This window comes from Clostridium sp. 'White wine YQ' (genome assembly GCF_028728205.1).
Taxonomy (GTDB): Bacteria; Bacillota; Clostridia; order Clostridiales; family Clostridiaceae; genus Clostridium_T.
In genome coordinates this window covers 1,252,756-1,275,443 of record NZ_JAQYUU010000001.1, presented here as the reverse complement: position 1 = coordinate 1,275,443, position 22,688 = coordinate 1,252,756, and the positions used below count along the sequence as shown (strand labels likewise).

At 28.7% G+C, this 22,688-nt stretch carries 29 protein-coding genes; 24 read left to right on the top strand and 5 right to left on the bottom strand.

What is annotated here, in order from left to right:
* The first annotated feature begins 46 nt into the window (after window positions 1–46).
* From PTZ02_RS06425 to PTZ02_RS06400, 6 genes are all read left to right on the top strand, one after another.
* Window positions 47–733: a pseudouridine synthase gene (locus PTZ02_RS06425; protein WP_274226974.1), complete on the top strand. Its 687-nt coding sequence runs from the start codon at window positions 47–49 to the stop codon at window positions 731–733.
* Between the two features lie 125 nt (window positions 734–858).
* Window positions 859–1,539 carry an SIMPL domain-containing protein gene (locus PTZ02_RS06420; protein ID WP_274226973.1) on the top strand — a complete coding sequence of 227 codons (681 nt, stop codon included), beginning with the start codon at window positions 859–861 and terminating at the stop codon, window positions 1,537–1,539.
* Window positions 1,540–1,569: 30 nt separating this feature from the next.
* On the top strand, window positions 1,570–1,854 hold the full coding sequence (locus PTZ02_RS06415) for a DUF4491 family protein (protein WP_274226972.1): 285 nt from the start codon (window positions 1,570–1,572) through the stop codon (window positions 1,852–1,854).
* Window positions 1,855–1,939: 85 nt separating this feature from the next.
* Window positions 1,940–2,809: a cation diffusion facilitator family transporter gene (locus tag PTZ02_RS06410; RefSeq protein ID WP_274226971.1), complete on the top strand. Its 870-nt coding sequence runs from the start codon at window positions 1,940–1,942 to the stop codon at window positions 2,807–2,809.
* A gap of 182 nt (window positions 2,810–2,991) precedes the next feature.
* Window positions 2,992–3,261, top strand: a complete 270-nt coding sequence (locus PTZ02_RS06405; RefSeq protein ID WP_274226970.1) for a hypothetical protein — start codon at window positions 2,992–2,994, stop codon at window positions 3,259–3,261.
* Window positions 3,262–3,351: 90 nt separating this feature from the next.
* A complete protein-coding gene (locus PTZ02_RS06400) occupies window positions 3,352–3,540 on the top strand; it encodes a hypothetical protein (protein ID WP_274226969.1) in 189 nt (62 codons plus the stop codon).
* 479 nt (window positions 3,541–4,019) lie between these two features.
* Here the strand turns inward: PTZ02_RS06400 and PTZ02_RS06395 are convergent, their stop codons facing one another.
* Complete coding sequence (locus PTZ02_RS06395; protein ID WP_274226968.1) at window positions 4,020–4,166, bottom strand: hypothetical protein; 147 nt, start codon at window positions 4,164–4,166, stop codon at window positions 4,020–4,022.
* Window positions 4,167–4,422: 256 nt separating this feature from the next.
* Between PTZ02_RS06395 and PTZ02_RS06390 the strand changes: the two genes are divergently transcribed.
* The 7 genes from PTZ02_RS06390 to PTZ02_RS06360 all read left to right on the top strand — a co-directional run bounded on the left by PTZ02_RS06390 (window position 4,423) and on the right by PTZ02_RS06360 (window position 9,945).
* The gene (locus PTZ02_RS06390; RefSeq protein ID WP_274226967.1) at window positions 4,423–4,794 is read left to right on the top strand and encodes a GntR family transcriptional regulator; all 372 of its coding nucleotides are present in this window, start codon (window positions 4,423–4,425) and stop codon (window positions 4,792–4,794) included.
* Between the two features lie 5 nt (window positions 4,795–4,799).
* On the top strand, window positions 4,800–5,660 hold the full coding sequence (locus PTZ02_RS06385) for an ABC transporter ATP-binding protein (protein WP_274226966.1): 861 nt from the start codon (window positions 4,800–4,802) through the stop codon (window positions 5,658–5,660).
* Window positions 5,660–6,319 (top strand): ABC-2 transporter permease, encoded by a 660-nt coding sequence (locus PTZ02_RS06380; protein WP_274226965.1) that lies wholly within the window; start codon window positions 5,660–5,662, stop codon window positions 6,317–6,319. Before PTZ02_RS06385 ends, PTZ02_RS06380 begins: the two co-directional genes overlap by 1 nt.
* A 116-nt stretch (window positions 6,320–6,435) precedes the next feature.
* Complete coding sequence (locus PTZ02_RS06375) at window positions 6,436–7,131, top strand: response regulator transcription factor (protein ID WP_274226964.1); 696 nt, start codon at window positions 6,436–6,438, stop codon at window positions 7,129–7,131.
* 85 nt (window positions 7,132–7,216) lie between these two features.
* Window positions 7,217–8,140, top strand: a complete 924-nt coding sequence (locus PTZ02_RS06370; RefSeq protein ID WP_274226963.1) for an ABC transporter ATP-binding protein — start codon at window positions 7,217–7,219, stop codon at window positions 8,138–8,140.
* Window positions 8,133–9,014: an ABC transporter permease subunit gene (locus tag PTZ02_RS06365; RefSeq protein WP_274226962.1), complete on the top strand. Its 882-nt coding sequence runs from the start codon at window positions 8,133–8,135 to the stop codon at window positions 9,012–9,014. Before PTZ02_RS06370 ends, PTZ02_RS06365 begins: the two co-directional genes overlap by 8 nt.
* A 25-nt stretch (window positions 9,015–9,039) precedes the next feature.
* On the top strand, window positions 9,040–9,945 hold the full coding sequence (locus PTZ02_RS06360) for a sensor histidine kinase (RefSeq protein ID WP_274226961.1): 906 nt from the start codon (window positions 9,040–9,042) through the stop codon (window positions 9,943–9,945).
* A gap of 45 nt (window positions 9,946–9,990) precedes the next feature.
* Here the strand turns inward: PTZ02_RS06360 and PTZ02_RS06355 are convergent, their stop codons facing one another.
* Together PTZ02_RS06355 and PTZ02_RS06350 are read right to left on the bottom strand one after the other, a co-directional pair.
* Window positions 9,991–11,355, bottom strand: coding sequence for an MATE family efflux transporter (locus tag PTZ02_RS06355; RefSeq protein ID WP_274226960.1), 1,365 nt, complete (start codon window positions 11,353–11,355; stop codon window positions 9,991–9,993).
* Window positions 11,356–11,415: 60 nt separating this feature from the next.
* Window positions 11,416–12,135, bottom strand: a complete 720-nt coding sequence (locus tag PTZ02_RS06350) for a DUF2161 domain-containing phosphodiesterase (RefSeq protein WP_274226959.1) — start codon at window positions 12,133–12,135, stop codon at window positions 11,416–11,418.
* 187 nt (window positions 12,136–12,322) lie between these two features.
* Here PTZ02_RS06350 and PTZ02_RS06345 point away from each other — a divergent pair, with 187 nt between their 5' ends.
* The 3 genes from PTZ02_RS06345 (at window position 12,323) to scpB (ending at window position 14,287) form a co-directional block, all read left to right on the top strand.
* A complete protein-coding gene (locus PTZ02_RS06345; protein WP_274228071.1) occupies window positions 12,323–12,829 on the top strand; it encodes an AAA family ATPase in 507 nt (168 codons plus the stop codon).
* 104 nt (window positions 12,830–12,933) lie between these two features.
* Window positions 12,934–13,686 carry a segregation/condensation protein A gene (locus tag PTZ02_RS06340; RefSeq protein WP_274226958.1) on the top strand — a complete coding sequence of 251 codons (753 nt, stop codon included), beginning with the start codon at window positions 12,934–12,936 and terminating at the stop codon, window positions 13,684–13,686.
* Window positions 13,679–14,287: an SMC-Scp complex subunit ScpB gene (gene scpB / locus PTZ02_RS06335; RefSeq protein WP_274226957.1), complete on the top strand. Its 609-nt coding sequence runs from the start codon at window positions 13,679–13,681 to the stop codon at window positions 14,285–14,287. Before PTZ02_RS06340 ends, scpB begins: the two co-directional genes overlap by 8 nt.
* A gap of 80 nt (window positions 14,288–14,367) precedes the next feature.
* Here scpB and ytfJ read toward each other — a convergent pair whose 3' ends face one another.
* Window positions 14,368–14,793, bottom strand: coding sequence for a GerW family sporulation protein (gene ytfJ / locus PTZ02_RS06330; protein ID WP_274226956.1), 426 nt, complete (start codon window positions 14,791–14,793; stop codon window positions 14,368–14,370).
* A complete protein-coding gene (locus tag PTZ02_RS06325; RefSeq protein ID WP_274226955.1) occupies window positions 14,783–15,334 on the bottom strand; it encodes a DUF2953 domain-containing protein in 552 nt (183 codons plus the stop codon). The genes ytfJ and PTZ02_RS06325 overlap by 11 nt, the downstream gene beginning before the upstream one ends.
* Before the next feature lie 112 nt (window positions 15,335–15,446).
* On the opposite strand from PTZ02_RS06325, the gene PTZ02_RS06320 reads away from it, so the two are divergent.
* From PTZ02_RS06320 to PTZ02_RS06285, 8 genes are all read left to right on the top strand, one after another.
* The gene (locus tag PTZ02_RS06320; RefSeq protein WP_274226954.1) at window positions 15,447–16,532 is read left to right on the top strand and encodes a D-alanyl-D-alanine carboxypeptidase family protein; all 1,086 of its coding nucleotides are present in this window, start codon (window positions 15,447–15,449) and stop codon (window positions 16,530–16,532) included.
* Window positions 16,533–16,828: 296 nt separating this feature from the next.
* The gene (locus PTZ02_RS06315; protein WP_274228070.1) at window positions 16,829–17,851 is read left to right on the top strand and encodes a branched-chain amino acid aminotransferase; all 1,023 of its coding nucleotides are present in this window, start codon (window positions 16,829–16,831) and stop codon (window positions 17,849–17,851) included.
* Window positions 17,852–17,991: 140 nt separating this feature from the next.
* Complete coding sequence (locus tag PTZ02_RS06310) at window positions 17,992–18,696, top strand: hypothetical protein (RefSeq protein WP_274226953.1); 705 nt, start codon at window positions 17,992–17,994, stop codon at window positions 18,694–18,696.
* A 208-nt stretch (window positions 18,697–18,904) separates the two neighbouring features.
* The gene (locus PTZ02_RS06305) at window positions 18,905–19,792 is read left to right on the top strand and encodes a helix-turn-helix transcriptional regulator (protein WP_274226952.1); all 888 of its coding nucleotides are present in this window, start codon (window positions 18,905–18,907) and stop codon (window positions 19,790–19,792) included.
* Window positions 19,793–19,902: 110 nt separating this feature from the next.
* Window positions 19,903–20,301 (top strand): metal-dependent hydrolase, encoded by a 399-nt coding sequence (locus PTZ02_RS06300; protein WP_274226951.1) that lies wholly within the window; start codon window positions 19,903–19,905, stop codon window positions 20,299–20,301.
* Window positions 20,302–20,407: 106 nt separating this feature from the next.
* Complete coding sequence (locus PTZ02_RS06295; protein WP_274226950.1) at window positions 20,408–21,274, top strand: oligosaccharide flippase family protein; 867 nt, start codon at window positions 20,408–20,410, stop codon at window positions 21,272–21,274.
* A 184-nt stretch (window positions 21,275–21,458) separates the two neighbouring features.
* The gene (locus PTZ02_RS06290; RefSeq protein ID WP_274226949.1) at window positions 21,459–22,031 is read left to right on the top strand and encodes a hypothetical protein; all 573 of its coding nucleotides are present in this window, start codon (window positions 21,459–21,461) and stop codon (window positions 22,029–22,031) included.
* A 102-nt stretch (window positions 22,032–22,133) separates the two neighbouring features.
* On the top strand, window positions 22,134–22,679 hold the full coding sequence (locus PTZ02_RS06285) for an NADH peroxidase (protein WP_274226948.1): 546 nt from the start codon (window positions 22,134–22,136) through the stop codon (window positions 22,677–22,679).
* The last annotated feature ends 9 nt before the right edge of the window (window positions 22,680–22,688 follow it).

Here is a 22,688-nt window from a genome sequence, read left to right as displayed (position 1 = left end):
AATTTATTATATTAAGTTAAATTGCAAAGGGGATTACTAGCAACAAATGAGGATAAATAAACTACTAAGTAATTATGGATATTGTTCTAGAGTTGAAACCAATAGGTTTATTAATGATAAAAGGGTAATTATAAATGGTGAGCTTGCAATGCCAGGACAATGGGTAGAGGAAACAGATATAATACTTTTAGATGGTGTACCTATTAAAAGAAAAGAAAGAATATATATAGTTTTAAATAAACCAGTAGGAATAACTTGCACTGCGGCAAAAGATGTTAAAGATAATATAATTGATTATATTAATTATCCTGAATATATTTTTCCTGTTGGAAGACTAGATAAGGAATCACAAGGTTTAATTATAATGACAAATGATGGGGAGCTAGCAGATAAAATATTAAACTCAGAGAATAGCCATGAAAAAGAATATATTGTTACAGTTGATAAAACAATAGATAATAATTTTATTAATGGAATGTCTAAAGGCGTTAAACTAGGTGAAAAATTAACAAAGCCATGCAAAGTAAATAAAATAGACAACAATACTTTTAGAATTATTTTGACTGAAGGATTAAATAAACAGATACGAAAAATGACAAAAACCTTTGGTTATACCGTTATAAGATTAGAAAGAATAAGAATAATTAACATAAATATTGATGGCATTGAAATAGGTAAGTGGAGAAATATAACTGATGATGAACTTCAAGAATTAAGAGAATATATTAAATAAATATTTATATATTAGATCCAGGTTTAAAATTGAATTTTTGAGCCTGGATTTTAAATTTATTTAGTGTACCATTTATTATTAGTTTCATAATATAAAATAGTAATTATTTTGAAGGGAAAAAAATTATGTTTCAAGATGATATTAGATATGCTTTTAATGATTTATATGATGGAATTATTAGAGAAGAAGATGTTAAAAATAGGTTCAATTTAATTGGTGAAGGTGAAGTATATGTAAGACCGGATATGGCAGAAGTAGTTATTGGTGTAATAACAGAGAATATGGACATAAAATCAGCCCAAGAAGAAAATACAAAGATATCAAATAGTGTTATAGAAAGTATAAGACAGCTAGGAGTAGATTTAAAGGATATACAAACTCAAGATTATAATATCAATATTAGAAATGATTATGTGGATGGAAAACAAGTCTTTAGAGGTTATGAGGTAAGAAATAATTTAAGAGTTCTTGTAAGAGATATAGATAAAATTGGAGAGGTAATAGATACAGCAGTTGCAAATGGAGCAAATAACATAGGAAATATTGGTTTTCTTGTATCAGATGAAAACAAAGTATATTTAAGTGCTCTAAAATTAGCAATTAAGGATGCACAAGATAAAGCCATGGTTATGGCAGGAAGCTTAAATGTAAGATTGGATGTTGTACCTATTAAAATAACAGAACAAGCAGTTAATAGAATAGCCCCAATGAATGCAGTATATAAAGCAAGTTCCGCAGCACCAATTGAGCCAGGACAATATAGTGTAAAAGCCAATATAGAAGCAATATTTCAATATTTTAAATAACATATAATCATATTTTAAAGGAGTGAAACTATGAACTATTATGGAATAATAATTGGCATTGGGGCATTTTTTATTATTGGTTTTTTACATCCATTAGTTGTAAAATCTGAATTTTATTTTGGAAAGAGAATTTGGCCATTATTTTTAATAGGCGGGATTATATGCTTAGTTGGCTCAATAAGCATTAAAGAAGAAATAGCCTCAGTTCTACTAGGAATATTGGGATTTGCTCTTTTTTGGGGTATAATGGAATTGTTCGAACAAGAGAACCGGGTTAACAAAGGCTGGTATCCTAGAAATAATAAAAGAAAATAAACTAAAGTTAGCCTTGGATATTATTTAAGTGAAAAATAAATACTATAGTTTATAAGTCAATAAATTATATCGGGGAGCTAAAATTATGGATGATAAATATGAAAACTTAAAGATAGCAGAAAAAGGTGCACGTGTTAGTATATTAGCATATATAGCTCTTGCAATGTTCAAATTAGTTGTAGGGTATTTTTCAAAGTCTGAAGCCTTAATGGCTGATGGACTTAATAATACCACAGATATAATAGCATCATTAGCTGTTTTAATTGGACTTAGAATATCAAGAAAACCAGCAGATGAAAATCATGCATATGGACATTTAAGAGCAGAAACCATAGCGTCCTTAGTAGCATCACTAATCATGATAGTTGTAGGGCTAAATGTTCTTTATACTGCTGCAAAATCAATAATATATTTTAAAGGAGAAAAACCAGATATAGTTGCAGCCATTACTGCAATTATTTGTGCAATAGCTATTTATTTTGTTTATAGATATAATAAGAAAATTGCAGTTTCAATAAATAGTGCGGGATTAATGGCAGCTGCTAAAGATAATCTATCTGATGCCTGGGTAAGTGTAGGAACTTCAGTTGGTATTTTCGCATCTCAATTTGGTTTTCCATGGATAGATCCACTAGCTGCTGTAATTGTTGGAATACTTATAATAAAGACTGGTTGGGAAATTTTTAGTGAAGCCTCCCATAATCTATCTGATGGATTTAAAAAAGAAGATTTAGATAATATCGCTAAAAGTATAAGTACTGTTAATGGGGTTCTAAGTATTAAAAGTGTAAGAGGTAGAGCCCATGGAAACATTATTCTATTAGATGTAGTAGTTACAGTTGATTCAAAATTAACCGTTGTAGAAGGGCATAGTATAACAGTAGAAATTGAGAAAATGCTAATAGATAAATTCAATATAAGTGAGGCTATTGTACATGTAGAGCCTGATATTTAGATGATTAAAGTCATTTTAAAGGTATTTAGTTACTTTTAAGATGGCTTTTTATATTACTTAAAATCATATTATGTTAAAGAAAAATGCAAGATATTGTAATTGGGCACTTGCATACTGTATAATAAAACCAATAGACAATTGTAAGTTATTGTAATATGTGTAGTTGTATTTAGGGGGAGAAAGTGCTAATAGATAAGAATTTTAAATCCTGGTCCAAGTTTCGTAAGTTAGGAAAAAGTAAGTATACCGTATTATGGATCATATATTTTGTATTCTTAATAAATATGTTTATTGGAATAGGAAGACTAATGGAAGGTAAGATTATGTTTAATATTCAAAATATCATTATAGATACTATAATTGGTATTATAGGTGGTATAATAATTGGTAAATTTTCATGGAATAGTTCAGAAGTAAAGTATCAGAAATATATTAATGAGAATAGAAAATAAAAAAATACTTATAAAAATTAGTTTTATCATAATGCTTAGGATATCTAGTATTTTATTGATTGAAGGAACATAAGGAGGTATTTCAGCAACTTGAAAGATAATGTAATTAAAATTATTTTTTTGATAATATCTTTAGGACTATTTATTGCAATGATAGTTATAACAAATGATAATATCAAGGATAAAGTTGACACGAGTAAATTAGTTCCAATAATTGCTGTTCTTTCAATTGCACTAATTGCGGTATTATTGATAAGGATAAGAATAAAAAAATCATAGCCTAAAATTAGGATGTCTGGGCGAAGAACAGTTATTTAAGGTCAATGTTCTTTTAAAATATGTTATTAAAGAGGTAATTATGAAAAAAGATATTAAACTTGTAAGCTGCATTATAATGCAGGCTATAGTATTGTTAACTTTATTTATTTTGATAAGTATATCACTAAAGTATAACATTTTAATTAAGATACCAATGCTATTCCTTTTATTTCCCCAACTAGTGATTTTGAAATTTGTATTTGATAATTTTATAAGGGATAAAGGAAAGAGAATATAACCTGAAAAATTATCTGTAATGTAGAAATTGATTGAAAGGAAAAATGTTATATTGTTAGTGATTAAGATAACTAACATGGTAAATAGCTAGAAATTACTCTATAAAATTAATATTTAAGTTGATATCTTAGTAAAAGTTCTGCAATTGCAGGGCTTTTTACTTTTTGTGGCAAACCATTAGTTTTCTTACATTTTTGATTTACTCAGTTACTATTTGTATTATTTCTAATGCTGTAAATATAGAACAACATAGTTATTATAATAGCTATAGCTTTAATTGGTTTAGATAAGTTTGTAAAAGTTAGAAGTAATATTACCATAAGAGGTAATAGGTTAATCAACTTTTTCATAATAAACACCTCTCCTATAATTAAATTAGCATTCAAGTAATTCTCACGACCTCATTCTTCTACATTTTAACATATTTATAACAAATTACTAGTTTGATATCTTTATATGTGCTATAAAAAATGAAAGCTTTTATTTATAAACACCGCTTAGTTTAGTAGGTGTTTATTTTTATTAAATTTATATTTTTTTATTGACAATAGTGTATATACTGTATATATTATAATATATACAGTATTAACAAAGGAGGTAGAATTATTGAAAATATTAATTTCAAATAAATCTGATTTACCTATATATGAGCAGATAAAAGTTCAGATAAAAGAGCAGATTCTATCAGGAAATATTCCTGAAAATGAATTTTTACCCTCAATAAGACAATTAGCTAAAGAGTTAGGCATAAGTGTTATTACAACAACTAGAGCTTATTCAGATTTAGAAGCTGAAGGATTTATAGCAACAATACAAGGTAAAGGTAGTGTAGTTTTACCTAAGGATAATGAGATGGTAAAAGAACAGTACTTAAGACGAATAGAAGAGTCATTTTTATCAGCTATTGAAGATGCAAAGATTGCAAACATATCTAATAAAGAACTTATAGAAATATTAGAAAATTTGATGGAGGAGTGAGAAAAGTGAATGCACTTGAAATTAAAAATCTAAGTAAGAACTTTGGATCCTTTAAACTTGAAAATATAAACTTAGAATTACCTAAAGGATATATTTTAGGATATATAGGACAAAACGGAGCAGGAAAAACAACAACTATTAAGCTCATTATGGAACAGTTAAAAAGAGACAGCGGGCAAATAACAGTTATGGGGAAAAGTTATATTGATAATGAGGAAGCATATAAAGAAATGATAGGTTATATAGCTGATGAATGTTATTATCCTGAGTGTTTTAATATAAATGATATACTGGGTAGTTTAAAAGATTTTTATCCAACTTTTGATGAGGAGAAGTTTATATCTTACGTTAATATGTGGGAACTGCCAAGGAAGACAGCCCTTAGGAAATTTTCAAAAGGTATGAAGCTTAAATTGATGTTTGCTACCGTTTTATCAAGAGATACTAAACTTTTAGTGCTTGATGAACCTACTAGTGGACTTGATCCAGTTATAAGAAGTGAAATTCTTGAAATATTACAGGATTATATATCTGATGGAGAAAGAAGTGTTATGTTTTCAACACATATAATGAGCGACTTAGAAAAGATAGCAGACTATCTATATTTTATAGATAAAGGAAAAACTATTTTTTATGACTCAAAAGATAATATAGTGGAGAGTTATTTAATTGTAAAGGGTGGAAATGAAGACTTAACAGATGAAAGAGAAAAGAAGCTTATTGGATGTAAGAAATCGAATATAGGCTTTGAAGGATTAATTCATTCAAGTGACGCTAAGTATTTTAATGATGGTTTTTTAATTGAGAAGCCAAGAGTGGATGATATTGTGGTATTTCATATAAAAGGTGTTAGGGGGAAGAGATAATGAAATCTTTAAGCTTTTTAAAACTTGATTTTAGGATGATGAAAGGTATTTTTAGATATTTTTTATTACTACCTGCAATATTTCTAATTTTCTTTATGAAAGAGGCTCCTATAATGGGAATTGGGTATATGTTTTTCTTTTTAGTAATAGTTGGAACGGTGCCATTTTCAGCAGAAGTAAATGAGGAGTGTACTAAGATGTATTATATGTTACCCTCAAAGATATCCCATATGGTGCTAGGAAGATTTTTATATTTATCTAGTTTAATAATAATTATATGGGGAATTAATGGAGGCGTTATTTGGTACTTCTATTCTAATAATTTATTAAGTAATTTAGAATTATCAATTGTATGTATTTCAGGAATTGCTGCGTCAATTATATGTTTAGTTCAATATCCTATTTATTATAAATTTGGATTAGAGAAAGGTAAAATGTTATCAATGATAATATATATGGTTCCTGCATTTATAGTCTTTCTACTACCAACATTTTTAAGTGGCAAAAATGCAGTTATGATTAACTTAATTAATAAAACAATATCTATTTCACAAGAAAAACCATATATCTTACCTATTCTTGGAGGTTTGATTGTAGTTTTAGTAGGGGTTATATCCTATATGGTTTCCTGTTCTATATGCAAGAATAAAGAATTATAAAGTAATATTAAGCTTAAACTAAAAAATATGGTTTAAGCTTTTATCAATTTATGGAATTTCATGATACAATTTAATTAATACTCTTATAAGTTTAAGTGGGAGGGATTTTTAAAGATATGAATCCAATTGCAAATGTATTAATAGTTGAAGATGATAGCGATATTAATAGTTTACTTACAAATATATTAACTAGAGAAGGTTATTTAGTTAGAAGTGCATACTCAGGCACAGAGGGGAAAATGTGTATAGAACAGTATGATTATGATATTATGCTACTTGATTTAATGCTGCCTGGAATAAGTGGTGAGGAACTTATTTCTGAAACAAGAAAGCTTAAAATAATGCCTATAATCGTAATCTCAGCTAAAACAGCTCAAGAGGACAAGATTAATGTTTTAAAGCTAGGGGCAGACGATTTTATAGTTAAGCCTTTTGATATTCATGAAGTTTTAGCAAGGGTTGAGGCACAATTAAGAAGATATAAAGAGTTCTCAATGCCAAAGATCTCAAATAGCAAATTAACGTATAAAAATATTGTCTTAGATACTGAAGCAAAGCAAGTACTAGTAAGGGATGAAACTATAGTTTTAACAGTTATGGAATATAAGATATTGGAGCTTTTAATGAGCAATCCAAAGAAAGTATTTACTAGGGCAAATTTATTTAAGGCATTATGGGATGATGAATTATATGGAGATGATAATGCTGTAAATGTACATATGAGCAATTTGCGTTCTAAATTAGCCCATGTGGATAGTGAAACAAAATATATTCAAACTGTTTGGGGAATAGGCTTTAAGCTTCAAGAATAACACTTAATACTTTCTTAATATTTAATTAAGCTTATATTATCAAATGTATTTAATAATATAACTAAAGAAAAGGAGGAGTAAGTTTATGAATGAAGTAGTTTTAAAGACCCATAATCTTACAAAGAGATATGGAGATCAATATGCATTAAATAATGTTAATATGACTATTGAAAAAGGACAAATATATGGATTTATTGGGCAAAATGGTGCAGGAAAGACCACTTTAATTAGATTAATTACAGGACTTATTCATAAAACAAGTGGAGAAGTGGAACTTTTACCAGAAGCCTCAGATAATAATATAGATGAAGCAAGAAAGATTACAGGAAGTTTAGTTGAAAGCCCATCCTTTTATCCAAATATGACTGCAAGAGAAAACTTAGAAGTTTCAAGGCTAGTTAGAAATATTGCTGGAAAAGAATCCATTGATGAAGTGTTAGAGCAGGTCGGATTAAAGGATGCTGGAAAGAAAAAGTTTAAGAATTTTTCATTAGGAATGAAGCAGAGGCTTGGAATAGCTAATGCACTGCTTGGAAATCCAAAATTTCTTATTCTTGATGAACCAATTAATGGTTTAGATCCAGTTAGTATTGTGGAAATTCGTGAGTTGTTAAAAAAAGTAAATAAAGAAAAGGATGTAACTATTTTAATATCTAGTCATATATTGAGTGAGCTTTCTGAACTAGCAACCAATTATGGAATAATTGATAAAGGAAACTTAATTGAAGAAATTTCTGCAAAAGACTTAAGAGAAAAATGCAAGCAATATATCGAGATTCTAGTAAGTGATACTAAGAAAAGTGTTGTTTTACTTGAAAAAGAACTTGATATTACAGATTATATGGTATATCCAAATAACATTGTTAAGGTATATAGTCATTTAGATAGTGTTGGAAAAATAAATACACTCCTTTCAGTTAATGGAGTTATAGTAGATAAAATAGGACTAAAAGGACAAAACCTAGAGGAATATTTCTTAAATACTATAGGGGGTGTTAAGAATGACTAGATTAATAAAAGCAGAAATATATAAAGTTTATAAAACAAGAGTAATAAAGGTACTATGCGTTATTATGATACTTCTTGCAGTTATGTTACTAGGACTTTCAAAACTTTTATCTTCAGAAGATTTTATTAAAAGCAGCTTAAAAGGGATGTCAGAGGCGCAGCAAGAACAATTTATGAATCAGCTTCAAAGTGTGAGCAATGCTGATTCTACTATAGTTCAACCTGGTGGAGGCATGGGATTTCACATAGCCTCTAAAGATATATTTAATCCAAAGGGAGAGGAGATATATTATGCCTCCTATGGAGCAGGTACAATGGAAATCATAATAGCTGTATTAATTGGAGCCGTAGTTGCGGGAGAATATTCCTCAGGAACTATAAAGAATATATTAGCCTATGGCAAAAGGAGAGAACATTATTATTTATCAAAGCTTATTGCGATTTCTATAGCAGTTGGAGTGCTACTTGGAATAATGGTTAGTGTTGCATCTATAGGAGCATCAATTATGTATGGATGGGGAGGTAATATCGGTATAATCGAAGTCTTAAAGACATTTATTGCAGCCTTAATTGTAGGAACCTCTGTATCTTCATTAATAATGCTAATAGCAACTTTAGCAAAGAGTAATGGAACAACAATAGGAATTGGTATAGTCTTATTTACAGTTGTACCAACCATAATATCGAATTTTTATGGGAAATATAATTGGTTTGATAGACTTTACGAACTTACACCAGCATATAATTGGGCAGTGATAACTTCTACTCATGCTACAAGCGGAGATTTCACTAAGGCAATAATAGTATCTATAATTACTATATTAATTGCTACATTAAGTGGTATAATGATATTTAAAAAGCAAGATATTAGATAAGATAATTTTGAAGGGAGAGGGTAAAATGATTTGGATAATAGCTATATTAATAATATTTGTAATCATTTTGCTCTCTTATATTTTAAGACTAAAGTATGACATTAGGTACATCTCAAAGCAAGTTAATAAAAGCAAAGGAGATTACTCTAATGTTAAAATGACAGGCTTAGATAAGGACGTTGAAAATCTTGTTGTAAATATAAATAATTTATATGAAATCCAACAAAAGATAAATGTAAAAATTAAAAGTGATGAAGAAAAACTTAGAGAAAGTATAGCTAACTTATCTCATGATTTAAGAACACCGTTAACTTCTATAATGGGATATATACAATTAATAAAAGATGGGAATATATCCAAAGAAGAAAAGGATAGGTACTTAGAGATAGTAGAAAGAAGAACTGGAACTCTTCAAAGTTTAATTACAAGCTTTTATGATTTATCTAGAATTGAGGGTAAAGAGTATAAATTTGATTTGAAGGCAGTTAGTTTAGGGGATATGCTCTGTGAAACCCTAGCGTTATTTTATGATGATTTTATAAATAAGAACATTGAACCCAATATTAATATTGAAGAAAATGTTCCAAAGATTATTTCAGATGAGAAAGCTATAACAAGGATATTTTCTAACTTAATTAATAATGTTTTAGAGCATGGAAAGAACAGAATAGATATAAACCTAAGGCAAGAAAAAAACTATATTATAACAGAGTTTAAAAATGATGCACCGAATTTAAATGAGGAAAATGTTACTCATATATTTGATAGATTTTTTACAGCAGATTTAGCTAGAAGTGAAAAAAATTCTGGGTTAGGTTTATGTATTACTAAGGCTTTACTAGAACAGTTAGGACACGAAGTGGAAGCTCTTTTATATCATGGGGTTTTGACAATTAAGATAAAATGGAAGATTAAATTTAATAATATTTAAAAGCAGGTACTTCAAATTTATTTTGAAATACCTGCTTTTATTTAACTAATGAACAACAAGATTATTTATCCACTTCTTAGAAGCAATTCTAGGAAGTCCTACTATAAATTTAGCAATCTCCTCCATGAATACAAATATATATACTTTTTCTATAGGAAGGTGAAAGTATAATCCAGTTAATGCTACTAGTGGAACTCCTACTAGCCACATTCCACCTATATCTAAGAAGAGACAATACTTTGTATCTCCGCCACTTCTTAATATACCAACAACGTTTGTATAATTAAATACCTTAAAACATAAAAATATACCTAAAACATGTAACATGGAATTTGAATAATTATGAACTTCAGCTGATACATTATAGGCAAATAGTATTGATGGAGCACCTATATAAATTAGAACGCCCATTAATATACCAAGAAGTGGATTTAATATTATAAATCTATTAGCATATAAAAATGCACTTTTTTCATCTTTCTCACCAATTTTATTTCCAATCATAATTGCAGCAGCATTACCAAAGCCAAAGAAAATTACCATTGCAAGTCTATCAATTGTACTTACTATATTAGTTGCAGCTATTACTGATGTTCCCATATGTGCGTATATTACTGAGTATACTGTGACTCCTAGTGCCCATAAGCTTTCATTTAATATAACTGGTATTGTTATTTTAAAGAACTTTTTAATAAACTCAAATGATAAATCAGATAGTTCTTTTATAGAAGCTGCTACTGGAGTTTTTAGCTTATATACTATGTATAGCATCATTGCAAATTCAAGCAATCTTGCTATTAGTGTAGCTATAGCTGATCCATAAACTCCAATACCTTTATAGCTTCCTACTCCATAAACTAAGGCAAAGTTTAAGATTGTATTTATGCCAAGAGCGATTACGCTTACGATCATTGGTGCTTTTACATGTCCAATGCTTCTTAAAGTAACAGAATAAGCAAAGGAAATAGCAGTAAAGATATAACTTAAAGAAATTATTCTAAGATAATTTCCGCCCATATTTATAACTTCAGGGTCATTTGAGAAAATGCTTAAAATAGTATTTGGAATTATAAGTGCGAAAAGTGTAAAGATAGCAGATGCAATTATTGCAGTAATAAGACATAACCCAAGTACTCTTTTTATATTAGTTGTATCCTTCTTTCCCCAATATTGAGCTGTAAATATTGAAGCACCACTTACAACTCCAAATAAAACTAAGTTTAATAAGAAAAAGAATTGATTTGCAAGGCCAACACTTGCAATAGCAACTTCACCTAATCCACCAATTATTATATTATCGAAAAGATTTAATGAGGATAATATAAAGTTTTGGGTTGCTATAGGTAGAGCTAACTTAATAGTTTCTTTAAAAAACTTCTTATCAGAAAATAACGTTATTAATTTCATCATAATTCCCCCCTTAATAATGAAATAAATCTAATTAAAATAAATGGATAGTATTATAAAAATCTATCCATTGAAATTTTGAATATTAGTTTTTAATATTTCTATAATTTCTTTATATGTAGTAAGAGCTTTAATGCCTTCATCTGTAAGAGAATAGACTCCCATATCAATCTTTCTAAACCACCCATAGTGATTATTATAAACTATAGAATAGGTTTTTTTAGCATCAGCACCAAGTTTTCTTAACTTAGCAGCAGAAAGTGGACCAAACATATGTAAACAACAGGCAATATATAAAGCATCTTCTCTATATGAAGTCATAAGTTTTTCTCCAGTGCTTCCTCCAACATTCATATCTAAATGTCTGCCATTGAATTCTTTTATAAGCTTATCACGTTTTCTTTTATTTTGTATAATACTTTTATCTCTATCAAAAGCTTCAGGATGAATAGCTATTTCAATAGTTTTTCTACTTGAAACCAAAATTAAACCAAGTTCTAATCTTTTAATTAAATGGCAGATGTCTCTCCATTTAGAAAAGCTTGTACGCTTTTTAGGCTTTGGAATAGCAATATATACAAGATCAGCTGTCTTTTGTCTTTTTGCACCTTGAACTAAAAGATCAACGCTTAAATTTTTCTTTAGTTCTATTATAATGAGCTCATCACCCTTCATGGCACAAACATCACAATTGTTAACTTCACTTCTTACTTCATATCCTTTACTTATAAAAAAATCTCTGACAGGGATATACATATCTCTTTCAAGAACAATATCACTCATTTTTATGTCTCCTTTTGAAACTTATACATAGGGTTTTAAGTTCAACTATTAACTTATTTATGTAAGCATAAGTTAAGTTTCCTATAAAAAACCTATACAATCCATTTTAACTAATTAATAAGAGTTACTCAAGGAATATAGAGAATATGATATAATTAATTTTGGGTAATTGATAATGGAGGGTAAGATAATGAAGAAGTTAATAATCATAAATGGTGCAATGGGTATAGGCAAAACTACTACCTGTAGAGAATTATATAAAAGTCTTGATAACTCAGTATGGCTAGATGGTGATTGGTGCTGGATGCTTAATCCATTTGTAGCTAATGAAGAAAATATAGAAATGGTACAGAAAAACATAAACTATTTACTTAATAGTTTTTTAAATAATTCTTCTATAGAATATATAGTATTTAATTGGGTGATTCATTTAGAAGAGATATTTGAAAGTATTTTAAAAAATCTCGATAATATAGAATATGAGGTTTATAAAATTACTCTTATGTGTTCAGAAGAGGGTTTAAGAAAGAGGATAGGAAAAGATGTAGAAAATAATCTAAGGGATGAAGACTGCATAAATAGAAGCTTAGACCGTCTTAAACTATATAAAGATATGGATACAATTAAGATTGATACAAGTAATCTTACTGTAAGTGAAACTGTAGAAAAAATAAAAGAGATTATAAATGCGTAAATGGCATTTTTGTTTGGTACCATTAAATTACATTCCTAATTGTTAAATAACTAATGAGATGGTATTATATAATGTGTTCATAAATAATTTAGGAGAGATATTTAATGGAAGCTTTAAAAGTAAAAATTGCGGACTTTGAGGGTCCTTTTGATTTATTGCTCCATCTTATTAGAAAAAATAAGATGGATATATATGATATAAAGATTTTTGAAATAACTAATCAATACTTAGAGCATTTGCAAAGTATGAAAGAGATGGACTTAGAAATAACCTCTGAATTCATAGTTATTGCTGCCACTTTGATTGAAATAAAATCAAAAATGCTCCTTCCTAAAGCAAAGGATGAAAATGATGATGATCAAGATCCTAAGTTATCTTTAGTTGAAAAGCTTGTTCAATATAGAAAGTTTAAAGCAGCTGCTGAGTACTTAAGAGAAAAAAGCTTATATACAGGGATAGTTTTTTCTAAGAAACCTGAGATTATTCCTGAAGAAAAGTCAGATGTATCAAATGAAGATATTCTTAAGAATGTAACAATGTTAAGCTTATACAAAATATATAATGAACTCATGGAAAGAGTAAGAAATAGAAGAAACGATGTTTCAGACTCAAACATGAGTAAAACTGTTCAACTTGATAGATATAGAATGGAAGATAAAATGATAGATTTAACAAATTACATACTAGAAGGGAAGACATATTCCTTTGATGATCTAATAAGTTCAAGTGAATGTAAAATGGAAACAGTAGTTACATTTCTAGCACTACTTGAGTTAATTAAAGAAAAGGTTATAAATGTATTCCAAACAGGCAGTTTTGGTGAAATTCTTATTAAAAGGAGAATGGATAATGAGTAGTATTGACATAAATCAGTTTGAATTTAAGCAGGTTTCAAAAAAGGAAACCTTAAAATCTATTATTGAGGCGTTATTATTTACAGCTGGAGAGCCATTACCGGCAAGAGATATAGCAAATATAATTGAATGCAGCTTAGAAGAATGCGAACTTCTACTTATGGAAATGGAAAAGGAATTTGAAGATGAAGGAAGAGGTATTAAGCTAATATCTATCCAAAATGCGTATCAATTTGTAACTAAGCCTCAATATAGTGATTACATACAAAAATTATTAAAGAAAAATATTAGACAATCTTTATCTCAAGCTTCTTTAGAAAGTTTAGCTATAATTGCATATAAGCAACCAATCACAAGAATTGATATAGATGATATAAGAGGTGTAAAGAGTGATTCAGCTCTTCAAAAGCTTCAGGAGAGAAACTTAATTAAAGAAATAGGAAGATTAGATGTTCCAGGAAGACCAATTTTATATGGAACAACTGAAGAATTCTTAAGAGCTTTTGGATTACAAGACTTAAAAGAAATGCCATCTATAGATCTTTTTGTAGCTGCAGATGAGGAAGAAGAAGAAATTAAAGAAGAATTTGAATCTATGGAGTAAAAATAGGGTTTTAAGTTCAGTCTCCTATAAAAACCCAATAAATAAGAGCATCATAAAAATTAATTTATGATGCTCTTAGTTTATTCATTTTTAGGAGTTTCACTTGAATAACAATTGGTTTTTGGTTGTTTGTTCATACTTTCTTTTATAATCTCAATAATTTGAGGAATTGTATCTACAATTCTATCATAAGTATTATTTACATCAACTGGTAAGAGTCTAATAGAATTTTCTCTTAAGACCAAAAATGCTACAGGCTTCACAGACACACCAGCACCTGAACCTCCTCCGAATGGAAAATCTGAGTTTGTAGCTTTATTAGTTTTTTCAGAACCAAATTCACTTCCACCAGAAGCAAAACCAAAGCTTACTTTTGATATAGGTATTATGAAGCTACCATCATTAGTTTGAACTGTATCACCTATTACTGTATTAACATCTATCATTTGAATTAGATTTTCCATGGTACATCTCATTAAGTTTTCAATTGGATGACTATTGTCCATATGCTTCCCTTAAAGGGGACACCTCCTTTTTAATACTTTTCAAAATTTTAAAACCAATAATAGTTATTTTAACTAAATTTACATAAATTATTCCTTTAAATGAAAAATATAAATAAAAACTATTATTAAATTTAGGTGTGATTTTAATTTTGTAATTTGTAACTTTTAAAAATCTAATTAATTGACCATGAATCACATATGCTATTGGAGTAATTAATCCATTTAAAATTGCAGTTGGATAAGCATCAGATAAATCATAATCTATTTGGAGTCTATATTTTAATATAGGTTTAAAGGTCGATTTTTTTAACGAGTTAACTATATTTAAATAATCTAATTTATATTTTCTTGAGTCTTTCTTCTTTTCTTTTGTTTTTGGTTTTGCTTTCTCTTTTTTTATTAATGAAAAGATATCCTTATCTAAAATTAATTTTTTATATAAAAAGACTTTAATCTTAAACTCATCAATTTCAACTCTAAATTTTATTGGAATAGGAAATAATATTATTATTAGAAATAAAGTAAAAAGAGCATAAAACATATAATTCACCACCTAGGATTTAATAATTATTTTAACCATTTGTTCCATAATTATACATATAACACATGAATTAAAATTTGTTTTATATGCAAAATATAAATGGGGTGATTATATGAAGTATAAAATAGGTTCGTTTATGTTAATCTTTATGTTAGTTATACAGCAAGGTGTATTTGCAAAAGTAAAACCAGCTGCAAAAGAAAAAGTAATGAGAATTGATGCAAGAGCAGCAGTAGCTATTGATGGTAAAAGTGGGGCTGTATTATATGAAAAAAATGCTCATAGTATCGTGCCCATGGCTAGTACAACTAAAATCATAACTTCACTAGTAGCAATAAATAGGGGAAAGCTTGATGAAAAGGTAGTGATAAGTAAAAGTGCTGCTAATATTAAAGGCTCAACTGTTGGATATAGAGCAGGAGAACAAATTTCGCTTAGAGAATTACTTTATGGGCTTATGTATAGATCAGGAAATGATGCAGCAATTGCTATTGCAGAGCATATTGGAGGAACCTTAGATAACTTCTATATTTATATGAATGAATGTAGTAGAAATATTGGATTAGTTAATAGTTCATTTAATTCTCCGCATGGATTAGATACTCAAAATCATTATTCTACTGCATATGATTTAGCATTAGCAACAAGAAAGGCCATGGAAAATGAAGTTTTTAGGGAGATAGTTGGTACAAAAGAAATTAAGAAAGATAAGTTTAATTTTACCAGAGATTACGTTAATATAAATAAGATTTTATCCATCATACCTGAAGCAAATGGAGTAAAGACAGGTTATACTGGTGGAGCAGGAAAATGCCTAGTATCTTCAGTTAGATATGAAGATAGAGATATAATAATTGTGGTATTAAATTGTCCTAATAGGTGGAACGAAACTAATGAAATTTATCAATATGTAAAGGCAAATTATAGTGAATGCAAAGATTTATTTAAAGTAAGTATTCCAAATGAAAAACTAATAACATCAGGATTATTAAAATTAAATGAAGTTTCCATGGAAGTACCTAAGGACGGAATTGATTCTGAAATTTATTTTATAAAGCCAAAGAAAAATATCTTAAAAGGTGACTACATTGGCTTTGTTAGGATAAAGAGTAAAAAGGATGGTAAGGAGATTTATAGAAAAAACCTATATTCAAATAGAAACTTTAAAAAAGAGAGTTTTAACGATTTAATTAGTTAAATATTAAAACAAAAACCCTATAGGGTTTTAAGTTCAACTAATAACTTATTCATGATTGAAAATGTCCAGAGGCCGACATTTTAAAATAGGAATAAGTTAAGTTTCCTATAAAAAACCCTATAAAACCTGTCTTCATAGGAAAAAAGTTTCAAAAAATTATTTCAATAAGTATAAAAATTTTGATTTTTGTTGTAGAATGGTAGTATGTTAAGTTTGCTGAATGCATTTAAATATAAGATTTTAAATGTACTCACTAGATTTCAATAATTTTTAAACTATAAGACAGGGGGTAATTTATTTTGAAAGAAGTAAATATTGATTGGCAGAACTTGGGGTTCGCTTACATGAAAACAGACTTCCGTTATATTTCTACTTGGAAAAACGGAAAATGGGATGAAGGAAGCTTAGTAGAAGACAATATGTTAAAAATTAGTGAGGCTTCTACTGCACTACATTACGGACAACAATGCTTTGAGGGGCTAAAAGCATACAAAACTAAAGAAGGAAAAATACAACTTTTTAGAGCAGATGAAAATGCAAAAAGAATGAACAGAAGTTGTAGAAGATTACTTATGCCTGAAGTACCAGTAGAAAAGTTTATTGATGCTGTAAAGCAAGTTGTAAAGGCAAATGAGGCTTATGTTCCACCTTATGGCACAGGAGCAACTTTATATATAAGACCTTTTGTTATTGGTGTAGGAGATAATGTAGGTGTTAAACCAGCTCCAGAATACTTATTCTGTATTTTCTGTTTACCAGTTGGTCCATATTTCAAAGGAGGAATGACTCCAGTTAACTTTATGATTGCAGATTATGATAGAGCAGCTCCTTATGGAACTGGAGGAGAAAAGGTTGGAGGAAATTACGCTTCAAGTTTAATGCCTCATGAGATTGCTGCAAAGAAAGGATATGCAGATTGTGTATATTTAGATCCTGCAACTCATACAAAAATAGAAGAGGTTGGTTCAGCTAACTTCTTTGGTATTACTAAGGATAATAAATTTGTAACTCCTATATCACCTTCAATACTTCCAAGTATAACTAAGTATTCATTATTACATGTAGCAAAAGAATATTTAGGTTTAGAAACAGAGGAAAGAGATGTTTTTGTTGAAAATCTAGATGAGTTTAAGGAAGCTGGCGCATGTGGTACAGCAGCAGTTATAACTCCAATCGGTGGTATAGAGTATAAAGATAAACTTCATGTATTCTATAGCGAAACTGAAGTAGGTCCAATAACTAAGAAATTATATGATACACTATATGGAATTCAAATAGGTGATGTTAAAGCGCCAGAAGGTTGGATTTTTGAAGTGTAGTATTTTATAGAGTTAAGAGAGATGATTTCTATTATTTAATAGAAATCATCTTTTTTTATTATATCAAAGATATGTATTAATGAATTTTTCCGAGTTCAAAGTAAATACTATAATTATTAAATTATAAAGGTGTGTTATATATGAAAAAGAGAATTTCGATAATGGCTATATTACTACTATCCTTGTTTTTAGTAGGCTGCGGAATTGTAAAGATGAGTTCATTTACTAATATAAATAAAGATGGTTCCGGAGATTTTAAGTTTCAAGTATTATATGATAATGTTGTAGCTAGACTTGTTGGTAGAGATTTTATCAATGCAGATGAGATGAAAAAACTTGGTTTTGAAACATCTAAGTATGTAAAAGATAATAATAATGTTGAGGAAGTTAGCATTAAGTTTAATAATTTAAATGATGTAAATAAGTTACTAGCAGATAAAAGATATGCTACTATAAGCGTTAATGAAGCAAAAGGAGTTACAGAAAATCAAGTTACAATAAATCTTAGTGTTAATAGCTCGCTTGTAGATGATGCAATAAATCAAACTGGCGGAACCAGTGCATATGATGCAACTTTAATTAATTATGTTAAAAACGTAGAAATTACTAATCAAATAACTGTTCCTGGAAGAATAGTAAGTAGTAATGCTACAGATAAATCAGGAGATAATACAGCTATATGGAAGTATAAATTAGGACAAATAGATCAAAACACAAAAATAACTCTTACATACACTACCGATGGAATAGTTAAGAAAAATTATATTTTACCAATAACTATAGGAGTAATTCTTGCAATTTCAATAATTGCTGCCCTAATTTATAAGAGAAAAATTGCGAAATAAGGGTGACTTTAAGATTAGATTTTTCAGAAACATTAAAAGGACATTTTTCAGTGAATCGATTTACTGAAAAATGTCCTTTTCTTTTTAAACTCACCACTTATTGAGGAATTATAATAAAAATTCTGAAAAGGTTGAATAAGAGAGCAAGATTAATCAAAAATGAAAAGGAAATACATGCTATAATTTACTTAAACAGGAGGTGAGGTTGATGATACACAGCGATACAGTACGGAAAGCATTGGAATATATAGAATTAAATTTGTATAAAGAGTTAACCGTAGATGAAATTTCTAGTGAAGTTCGGTATTCAAAATATTATTTTATAAGAGTATTTCAAAAAGAAGTTGGAACATCTTTATACGAATATATTAGAAAAAGAAGACTTTCTCATGCAGCATCTTTTTTAAGAACAACTGATTTTTCAATTTTAGAAATTGCTCAAACACTTTGTTTTGAATCGCAGGAAGCATTTACAAGAGCGTTTAAAAGTGTATATCAATTACCTCCAGGCAAATATCGTTCTATCAATAAAAACTTAATTACGGGAGGATTATTTATGGATAAACAAAATCAAATTAAAAATTGGATTGTTACAGGAGGTTCTCCAGAAAAATATGTGGCATGCATTGATTCCAAAACTTTTCATATGGGATCAAAATCAGCAACACTTTATTCGGCATCTGATGATATTTATGACCAAGAATTTGGTACCATTATGCAGCAAGTTAGTGCAAAAAATTATTATGGCAAAAGAATGTGCTTTAAAGGTTTTGTAAAAACTAAAGATGTAGAAAAATGGTGTGGATTGTGGTTTCGAATAGATGGAAAGCACGGAGAACTATTGAAATTTGATAATATGCAAAGTAGAGCAATTTCTGGGTCTACAGAGTGGAATCTCTATTCCTGTGTATTAGATGTACCTAATGGTGCAGAAATTCTTAATGTTGGTGTTTTATTAACTGGAAAAGGTCAAATTTGGTTAGACAATGTCAGTTTAGACGAAGTAGATGAAACTGTACCTACAACAGACTTTGTTGCAGAAGAAACCTTTCCAGAACATATATTGAATTCTGATTTTGAAGAAGCATGTGTATAATTATAGTTAAGAACTTTTTTAATTAAAGGAACAATAGTAGTTATTGCAATAGTTCTAATAGATGCTATAATTTATAAGAGAAAAATAGCAAAATAAGAGGTAAATCAAACATGCTAAAGAAAACACATTTAGCTATGGGGATTGCCACTACAATAACTTTTATTACAAAAGATAATATGCTAATAGCTCCAATAGCATTAGTAGGATCCATAGCACCAGATTGGGATGTATATCTTGGAATAAAGCATAGAACCTTAACTCATTCACTAATTGCATTAGTAGGTAGTTCTTACTTACTATTTACATTTAATGAACAACTAGGTGTGCTTTGGGGAATTAATTATTTAACACATTTATTACTAGATTCCTTAACAAAGACAGGGGTTCCATTATTATATCCATTCCACAAAAAATATCAAGGACTTAAATTATTTAAAACTGGTGGAGCAGAGGATTTATTTATATCCTTAATACTAATTTATATAATTGTATCAGCGATAAGAAAGTAAAAAAAGCTAGGAAAATTCCTAGCTTTTTTATATTAAATATTATTATCAATTTTGAATTTTAATTCATAATAATAAATAGAACTAAATAAGTACTGGAGGAAATTTTTTGAGTAGAAAATATGTTTATGGCGATGGAGGATCATATGTTGAAGGGAATACACTATACGGAAGAAATGGTGAAAATTTAGGGTATGTTAGTGATAGTGAAAAGAATTATGATGATGTATTGCGTGATCGCATAAACAATTATGATCAAAGACAAGAAGAACAAAATAACTACTTTCAAAAAGATTATACTGCGAATAGTAATGAAGTATCAGAAGATAATTCACAAAGTCAAACATATTATAATTACGGCTATGGTGAGCCATTTATTAACCCATATGATGATTCTTCTAATTCAGAAAATGCTAATTGGACAAAGCAAACTAATTCAATAGATTATGAAAATATTAAAAAAGCTAATAGTAAATATATAAGGAATGAAATCCAATCTAAAAGGTCTTTACCAAGTTATACATCAGTATCTTTAATCCTATCAATACTTACTATTTTTTTTCTATATATTTTAGAGAAAAAACTAAATATAGATATTATGCCAGATCCATCTATTAATGTGGATGTTATATTTTCATATATTTTTATTGTTGTATTTGTATTTGGTGTGTTATCGTTTATAAGATGGATTTTTACCAAGAGTAAAACAAGAAAGTCTTTTCTTTCATTGATCTTTTCAAGTTTTATTCAAGGTATAGTTTTGACAATTTTTCTGTTAGCAATATTTGTTACACTTCAAGATAACAATATCACTATTCCATATCTGAGTGGGTATTTTAGTAAATTAATGGTTACCATACTTCAATTATCAAATGGTCAAAATTCAAGTACATTAATAAAGTTGCTTAACTCCTTTACTCCCGGTTGGGTATTCTTTTTTATTGTAGGAGTTATTAAGCAACGTGGATTTTTATAGTGCATTATCTTAGCTAGGAATTCCCTAGCTTTATTTTTTTCTAGAAAAATGTCTATAGCTAAAGAAATGCTAATATAAATAAGATAAGTTATTAAATAAAGAAAGCTTCAATTTTTCGTACCAATGAAATTAAAGTTGATTTACTTTTGATGGGTAAATTAGTATGAGAGAATGGGGTGAATGAATGTTTAATAGGATAATTAAGAAATTAACTAAAATGGTTGAGAAAAAAGTTGAGGTTAATGTTTTTGTCTTGATGTCGTTATTTCTTGTAGCAGTATTAGTGGGTTCTATGATTACTAAACATAACTATAGCGTATGGGAGTTTATTCGAAATCAAAGAGGTAATATGATAATCGGAATATCAACAGGGCTTATTTCAGGATTAATACTAACTGATTATTTTAGGAAAATAGATAAGGATATCGAAATGCAAAAGCTATTAAATGAAGTTGTTATGGATTTAATCAGTATTAGATATTCTCTGTCTGATGGATTTAAAGGTTCAAATTATGAAAAACTAATGGATATAATAAAATACAATAGAAGATTTTTTTATGGAGAACTGAAGAAATATAAACTAGATCCAGAGATGAAAAAATTAATTAATATTGCAAGTGAAGTTCCGTCTGATATACATCAAGCATTATTAATGCATAGAAGTTTAAAAGAAGACTATGTTAAGAAAACAGAAATAAAGTTATTTAGCCTAGCTGGAGCTATAAGGTTTTATCCTAATTGTAAATATGAGCCTTAGGGCTCTTTTTATATTATAAATAGTTTTTGTTAAATAGGAGATAATAGTAATCAAGGTTTAATACACCTATAATAACTAATTACTGTTATGGAGGAATTTTGAATGAAAAGATTTATTTGTACTGTATGTGGTTATGTCCATGAAGGGGATACACCACCGGAAGTTTGTCCTATTTGTAAAGCCGGTTCTGACAAATTTAAAGAAATGACCGATGAATTAAACTTTGCAGATGAACATAGAATTGGTGTTGCAGAGGGTTGTGATGATGAATTGCTAGAAGGATTAAGAGCTAATTTCATGGGTGAATGCACTGAGGTCGGAATGTATTTGGCTATGTCTCGTCAAGCTGATCGTGAAGGCTATCCTGAAGTGGCTGAAGCTTATAAGAGAATTGCATGGGAAGAGGCAGAGCATGCTTCTAAATTTGCTGAACTTTTAGGTGAAGTTGTGGTGGCAGATACTAAATCTAACTTATCAGCCAGAGTTGAAGCTGAATATGGTGCTTGCGAAGGTAAAAAGAAGCTAGCCACAATAGCTAAACAAAATAATCTAGATGCCATTCATGATACAGTTCATGAAATGTGTAAAGATGAAGCAAGACATGGAAGAGCCTTTAAAGGCTTACTTGATAGATACTTCAATAAATAAAAATATTCT

Excerpts from the sequence above, each read along its gene's own strand:
- PTZ02_RS06370 (WP_274226963.1), top strand. The coding sequence starts at position 7,217 with ATGAATGAAGTAGTTTTAAAGACCCATAATCTTACAAAGAGATATGGA.
- PTZ02_RS06320 (WP_274226954.1), top strand. The coding sequence starts at position 15,447 with ATGAAGTATAAAATAGGTTCGTTTATGTTAATCTTTATGTTAGTTATA.
- PTZ02_RS06410 (WP_274226971.1), top strand. The coding sequence starts at position 1,940 with ATGGATGATAAATATGAAAACTTAAAGATAGCAGAAAAAGGTGCACGT.
- PTZ02_RS06425 (WP_274226974.1), top strand. The coding sequence starts at position 47 with ATGAGGATAAATAAACTACTAAGTAATTATGGATATTGTTCTAGAGTT.
- PTZ02_RS06305 (WP_274226952.1), top strand. The coding sequence starts at position 18,905 with ATGATACACAGCGATACAGTACGGAAAGCATTGGAATATATAGAATTA.
- PTZ02_RS06375 (WP_274226964.1), top strand. The coding sequence starts at position 6,436 with ATGAATCCAATTGCAAATGTATTAATAGTTGAAGATGATAGCGATATT.
- PTZ02_RS06325 (WP_274226955.1), bottom strand. The coding sequence starts at position 15,334 with ATGTTTTATGCTCTTTTTACTTTATTTCTAATAATAATATTATTTCCT.
- ytfJ (WP_274226956.1), bottom strand. The coding sequence starts at position 14,793 with ATGGACAATAGTCATCCAATTGAAAACTTAATGAGATGTACCATGGAA.
- PTZ02_RS06350 (WP_274226959.1), bottom strand. The coding sequence starts at position 12,135 with ATGAGTGATATTGTTCTTGAAAGAGATATGTATATCCCTGTCAGAGAT.
- PTZ02_RS06290 (WP_274226949.1), top strand. The coding sequence starts at position 21,459 with ATGTTTAATAGGATAATTAAGAAATTAACTAAAATGGTTGAGAAAAAA.
- PTZ02_RS06355 (WP_274226960.1), bottom strand. The coding sequence starts at position 11,355 with ATGATGAAATTAATAACGTTATTTTCTGATAAGAAGTTTTTTAAAGAA.
- PTZ02_RS06340 (WP_274226958.1), top strand. The coding sequence starts at position 12,934 with ATGGAAGCTTTAAAAGTAAAAATTGCGGACTTTGAGGGTCCTTTTGAT.
- PTZ02_RS06365 (WP_274226962.1), top strand. The coding sequence starts at position 8,133 with ATGACTAGATTAATAAAAGCAGAAATATATAAAGTTTATAAAACAAGA.
- scpB (WP_274226957.1), top strand. The coding sequence starts at position 13,679 with ATGAGTAGTATTGACATAAATCAGTTTGAATTTAAGCAGGTTTCAAAA.
- PTZ02_RS06300 (WP_274226951.1), top strand. The coding sequence starts at position 19,903 with ATGCTAAAGAAAACACATTTAGCTATGGGGATTGCCACTACAATAACT.
- PTZ02_RS06415 (WP_274226972.1), top strand. The coding sequence starts at position 1,570 with ATGAACTATTATGGAATAATAATTGGCATTGGGGCATTTTTTATTATT.
- PTZ02_RS06285 (WP_274226948.1), top strand. The coding sequence starts at position 22,134 with ATGAAAAGATTTATTTGTACTGTATGTGGTTATGTCCATGAAGGGGAT.
- PTZ02_RS06395 (WP_274226968.1), bottom strand. The coding sequence starts at position 4,166 with ATGAAAAAGTTGATTAACCTATTACCTCTTATGGTAATATTACTTCTA.
- PTZ02_RS06310 (WP_274226953.1), top strand. The coding sequence starts at position 17,992 with ATGAAAAAGAGAATTTCGATAATGGCTATATTACTACTATCCTTGTTT.
- PTZ02_RS06420 (WP_274226973.1), top strand. The coding sequence starts at position 859 with ATGTTTCAAGATGATATTAGATATGCTTTTAATGATTTATATGATGGA.
- PTZ02_RS06360 (WP_274226961.1), top strand. The coding sequence starts at position 9,040 with ATGATTTGGATAATAGCTATATTAATAATATTTGTAATCATTTTGCTC.
- PTZ02_RS06380 (WP_274226965.1), top strand. The coding sequence starts at position 5,660 with ATGAAATCTTTAAGCTTTTTAAAACTTGATTTTAGGATGATGAAAGGT.